Consider the following 5260-nt stretch of genomic DNA (forward strand, 5'->3'; position numbering starts at 1 on the left):
GTCCATGGCCACCGTGGTGGTGGTCTTGTCCCCGGTGTGGGTGAGGTCGTCGATGCCCGCCGAAGCGGACGTCATCACGGCCTCGGTACGCAGCGGGTTGATCTCCGAGACGGCCCCGACGAACGTGGTCTTGCCCACGCCGAAGCCGCCCGCCACCACGATCTTCGCGGACGTGGTGGAGCGGGAAGGCCCTCCGCTAGAGCTTGCGAAGTCCACTGAGCACCCTTTCGAGCAAAGTCACGTCTGGCTGACCGCCGGCGCTCTCGTCGCCGCCGGGCTGATGGATGGCGACCAGGCCCGCCTCCGCCAAGTCGGCGACGAGGATCCTGGCCACACCGAGAGGGATCGTCAGCAGGGCCGAGATCTCGGCCACCGACTTGATCTCCCGGCAGAGGGTGCAGATCCGCTGATGCTCGGGCAGTTGGCCCTGCATCTGGTGCGGCTGCGCGGTGGTGTGCACCAGTGCCTCGATGGCGAGCTGGTACCGCGGCCTGGTGCGGCCGCCCGTCATGGCGTAGGGGCGTACCAGCGGATTGCCGGCACCCCCCGCCGGAGACGGTTCGGGCGGGCGCCGATGCGGCTGCACGGGCTGGATGCGCGGCGCCGACGGCTGGTCGTACGGGGAAGGAGGGGAAGGCGAGGAAGAAGGGGAGGGGCCGGGCCCCTGGGGGGAGTACGGCTGCCGGTGTCGCGGGCTCGGTGCGGAGGGGAAGTTGTACCGGTTCGGCGAAGCGTCGCCGCCCTGGCCGTAGGACCAGTTGCCCGAAGTCGAGCCGTCTGGGGGTGTCGCCACTTTCTCCTCCTCCGAATGTGCCGGGCCCGTCACTATGAGGCCGCGTCCCGAAACCTTACGGCCACGGGACGCCAAAACGCATCGTTTGTCTGCTAGTTGAGAAGGCTCCCCTGGAGCTCCGCCCGCAGATCCGGCGTCAGGACCGTGCCGGCACGGTCGACCAGGAGGGCCATCTCGTACCCGACGAGACCGATGTCCGCCTCCGGGTGCGCGAGCACCGCGAGCGAGGAACCGTCGGAGATGGACATGATGAACAGGAATCCCCGCTCCATCTCCACGACGGTCTGGTTCACGCTCCCGCCCTCGAAGATGCGGGACGCGCCCGCGGTCAGCGAGGTCAGGCCCGACGCGACGGCCGCCAGCTGGTCGGCGCGGTCGCGCGGGAACCCTTCGGACATCGCCAGAAGGAGTCCGTCGGCGGAGACCACCACCGTGTGGGACACCCCGGGGGTGTTGTCCACGAAGTTGGTGATCAACCAGTTCAGGTTCTGTGCCGCCTGGCTCATCGGGCTCACACTAACGCTCCTGGTTGTAGGTGCTGTCAGAACCACCATGCTGATTCCCGGTGGCCTGACCGTTCGTATCGCTGCCTGCGTTGCGTCCCCGCTGCACGCCACGGCGCAGGTTGCTCAGCCTGCCCCGGATGTCCTCGGGAGCGCGGGAGACCTGGGGGCCGCCCTGTGGGGTCGATTCCGCGGTGCCCTCGACCAGGTTGGCCTTGGGTACCCGCCGAGGCAGGCCGGAGGAGGTGACCCCGCCCGCCTTGGGCTTCTTCAACTGCCCGGCACGGTGCCACATCTGGTCGTTGTTCGACGACCAGTCGCCCTTGCCGGTGCCGCTCGCGGCGCCGTTGCCGCTGTTCTCGTCGGTGTCGTTGTTCGCGAAGGGCGCCGGAGAGCCCTGGCCCGCGGACTGCCGTCCGCCCGCGGTGGCTCCGCGGCGGGGGAGTCCGGCGTCGGTGGTTCCGCGGCGCGGAAGCCCGGCGTCGGTCAGTTCGGGGGCGCCGGACGGGACCGGTCCCGGAACATCGAAGCCTACGCGGTCCTGCTCGGCCGCGTCAGCGGCCTGCGCGGCTTCCGCTTCGGGAGCGTACCCGGTGGAGTAACCGTTCTGGTACGCGTCCTGCCGCGGCCAGTCGTCCTGGTGGGGCTGGTCCCCGAAGGGCGGGAACGCGTCCTGCCCCTCGGCCGGGGCCGGCTGCCGCTCCTCCTGGACCGGCTCCGCATAGGAGGGGTCGGGGTATCCGCCGGCCTGCGGGAAGTACGTCTCGTCGTACGACGTCTGCTGCTGCTCCCCGTACGGCGTCTGCCGGTCGTACGCGGGCGCCTCGGTGTACGCGGCCGGCGCGCCGTCGAACGCGGCCTGCCCGCTTTCGTAGCCCGGCTGCCCGTTCTCGTGGCCCGGCTGCCCGTTCCCGTAACCGGGCTGCTCGTTCCCGTAGGTGGGCTGCCCGTTCTCGTAGGCCTGCCGGGGGTCGAACTCGCCCTGGAAGGACGGGGCCTCGGCCTCGCCGTCCTGGGTCGGGGTCTCCAGGGCCGCGCGGCGCTCCTCGCGCATCAGCGAGCGGCCCACCGGGTCCAGCTCACGTATGTCGTCCGGGACCTCGGGGGTGTAGCGGCTGTCGTCGAAGCCCAGTTCGGCGGCCGTGCGCAGCGGTGGCTGGACGCTCTGGAACTCCTCGCCCCGGAACGGCTGCTGCTCGGGCTCCGGCATGATCTGCGAGACCGTGAAGTCGTCGCGCTGCACCTGCTGCTCGCCACCGCCGCCGTGGGTGATGGCGTCGGGGAGCATGACCAGCGAGGTGGTGCCGGCCTGCTCGCCCGAGGGGCGCAGCTGGACGCGGATGCCGTGCCGGTCGGACAGCCGGCCGACCACGAACAGGCCCATGCGCTGCGAGATCGCGGCGTCCACGGTCGGCGGGTTGGCCAGCTTGTGGTTGATGTCCGCGAAGTCCTCGGCGGTGAGGCCGATCCCCTTGTCGTGGATCTCGACCATGATGCGGCCGTCGGGGAGCCGGGTCGCGGTGACGCGGACCTTGGTCTGCGGGGAGGAGAACGTGGTGGCGTTCTCCAGGAGCTCGGCGAGCAGGTGCACGAGGTCGGTCACGGCGCGGCCGTGGATCTCGGCCTCCGGGACGCCGGAGAGTTCGATGCGCTCGTACTGCTCCACCTCGGAGGAGGCGGCGCGCAACACGTCGACCAGCGGGACCGGCTGGTCCCAGCGGCGGCCCGGCTCCTCGCCGGCGAGGACCAGGAGGTTCTCGCCGTTGCGGCGCATACGGGTCGCGAGGTGGTCCAGGCGGAAGAGGCTCTCCAGCTGGTCCGGGTCGGCCTCGTTGTTCTCCAGCTCGGTGATCAGGGTCAGCTGGCCCTCGATCAGCGACTGGTTGCGGCGCGACAGGTTGGTGAAGATCGCGTTGATGTTGCCCCGCAGCAGGGCCTGCTCGGCGGCGAGCCGCACCGCCTCGCGGTGGACCTGGTCGAAGGCGCGGGCGACCTCGCCGATCTCGTCCGTGGTGGTGATCGGGATGGGCTGGACCCGGGTGTCCACCCGGCCCGGGTCGGTGCGCGAGAGCTGGTCGACCAGCATCGGCAGGCGCTGCTCGGCGACCCCGAAGGCCGCGTTGCGCAGCTGGCGCATCGAGCGGCTCATCTGACGGGCCACCATGCCGGCCAGGATGAAGGCGGCGAGCAGGGCGACGACGACGGCGGCACCGGTGATGAAGGCGTCGCGCCTGGCGTCGGAGGCGATGGTCGATGCCTCGGCCACGGCCTTGTCCGCCAGGTCGGCCTCGATGGTGCGGTAGGCGTCGTACTTGGCGGTGTTGACCGCCCACCAGTTCTGGGCGGTGATGCCCCTGTCGGCGAGCGCGGCCCGGTCTCCGGTGGCGGTCGACGCGAGGGTGCCCAGACCGCCGACCATCGCGGTGGGGTCGGCCGGCGGGGGGACGTACGTCTGGCCGCGCGCCCGGGCTGCGTCCTCGGCGTCCTTGGCCTGGGCCGCCGCGTCGGTCCGGATCTGCTTCCTGGCCTGTTCGAGCTTGGCGGCGTCGCCCTCGGTGCCACCGCCGATGTACTCCTCGACGGCGATGCCTTCGAGATAGGCGTACGAGGTGAGGGCGACCCGCTGCTTGGCCAGGCTGTCCTCGGACGGGCCCGGCTTGATCAGCAGGTGCATGCCGATGGAGCGCTGGAGCGAGGCCGCGGCCTTGGCGAGGGAGATCGCGTAGACCGTACGGCCGTAGCTGGTGATGTTTCCGGTGCCCAGGCCGAGTTCGTTGGCGAACTCCATCAGCGGGTGCTGGATGTCGACGTAGCCCTCTTCGGTCTCCACGCCCTTGAGCTTCGTGGTGTACGCGGCCGCGCGCAGCGCCGCGAGCTTGGGCTCCTGCTCGCGGAAGATACCGAGGCGGCGTTCGAGACCGGCCTTGGCGGGCATGCTCTCGACGGCCTCGTTGAAGGCGACGGCGGCGGTGTCGGTCTCCCGGCGGGCCTTGACGACGGCCGCGTCCTTCGCGCCGCCGCCCTGGAGGAGGGGGGCGGCCGTGACGTCGCGCTCGGAGTACAGCTTGTCGCCGTAGGTCAGGGCGGCGCGGACCAGGAGCGCGGTGCTCTCCGCGTCCTCGGCCTCCTGCCAGGTGTCGATCGAGCTCTTCACCTGGAAGCCGCCCATGACGAGGCCGACCAGCACGGGTATGAGCAGGATCGCGTTGAGTCTGGTCGGTACGCGCCAGTTGCGCGGGGAGAGCTTGCCGCCGCTGGACGGGGGTGGGGCCGTCGGCTCCGAGCCGGGCACATGTGCGGGCACCGCTCCGCGCGGCGGCGGGGTGAAGTTGCCCCGTGCCGACGGCTCGGGACCGTTCTTGCTTCGCCTCACTCGACCAACAACCTCTCGGCTCGGCACCGTCGTCGTGCCGCGTGTGTGTTCCCGGCCCCTGCTCCTGGGCAGTTCTGGCATTCCAGCACGTCAGGGTGTGCTCGTCCAAACACTCGGAACCCTGAATCCCGGGTGATGTATGCCTCAGATAAAACGGTCATACAGAACGAGCCCCGTCAAAAGACGGGGCTTTTGTGAGCACAGGGGCATCAGGCGACCGCGACGCGTGGCGGCTCCACTGGATATCTCTGTCGAAACGTTATGAACACCGGGACCGGCCGTGTCAACCGACACGGCCGGCTCCAGTGCGTCTACGACAACTTCCGTACGGTCCTGCCGACTTGGGTTCCGAGACTGCCGGGACGTCATCCTACGGGCGGGCCCTACCGAAGACGCGCCATCAAGGCGTGCTCGACCAGCGTGATCAGAGCGCTCTTGGCGTCCGAACGGTGGCGGGCGTCCGTCGTGATGATCGGGGCGTCCGGCCCGATCTGCAGGGCCTCGCGGACCTCCTCGGGAGTGTAGGGCTGGTGCCCGTCGAAGCCGTTGAGGGCGATGACGAACGGCAGTCCGCTGTTCTCGAAGTAGTCG

At 70.3% G+C, this 5260-nt stretch carries 4 protein-coding genes and 1 pseudogene; all 5 read right to left on the reverse strand.

All coding sequences use genetic code 11. From position 1 onward, the window contains the following. Nucleotides 1–216: ATP/GTP-binding protein (locus tag KM933_RS38270; protein ID WP_221362132.1), on the reverse strand; the 216-nt coding region annotated here is incomplete at its 3' end. Further along, entirely contained in the window at nt 197–793 is a 597-nt protein-coding gene (locus KM933_RS38275; RefSeq protein ID WP_221362134.1) for a DUF742 domain-containing protein, read from the reverse strand. The genes KM933_RS38270 and KM933_RS38275, both read right to left, overlap by 20 nt. Before the next feature lie 92 nt (nt 794–885). Next, the gene (locus KM933_RS38280; protein ID WP_033321188.1) at nt 886–1299 is read right to left on the reverse strand and encodes a roadblock/LC7 domain-containing protein; all 414 of its coding nucleotides are present in this window, start codon (nt 1297–1299) and stop codon (nt 886–888) included. A 10-nt stretch (nt 1300–1309) separates the two neighbouring features. Then, nucleotides 1310–4669 (reverse strand): sensor histidine kinase, encoded by a 3360-nt coding sequence (locus tag KM933_RS38285; RefSeq protein ID WP_221362136.1) that lies wholly within the window; start codon nt 4667–4669, stop codon nt 1310–1312. 383 nt (nt 4670–5052) lie between these two features. Further along, a pseudogene (locus KM933_RS38290) lies at nt 5053–5260 on the reverse strand (ATP-binding protein); the annotation flags it as partial.

It is taken from the genome of Streptomyces beigongshangae (genome assembly GCF_019710745.1).
Classification (GTDB): Bacteria; Actinomycetota; Actinomycetes; order Streptomycetales; family Streptomycetaceae; genus Streptomyces; species Streptomyces beigongshangae.

Excerpts from the sequence above, each read along its gene's own strand:
- KM933_RS38280 (WP_033321188.1), bottom strand. The coding sequence starts at position 1,299 with ATGAGCCAGGCGGCACAGAACCTGAACTGGTTGATCACCAACTTCGTG.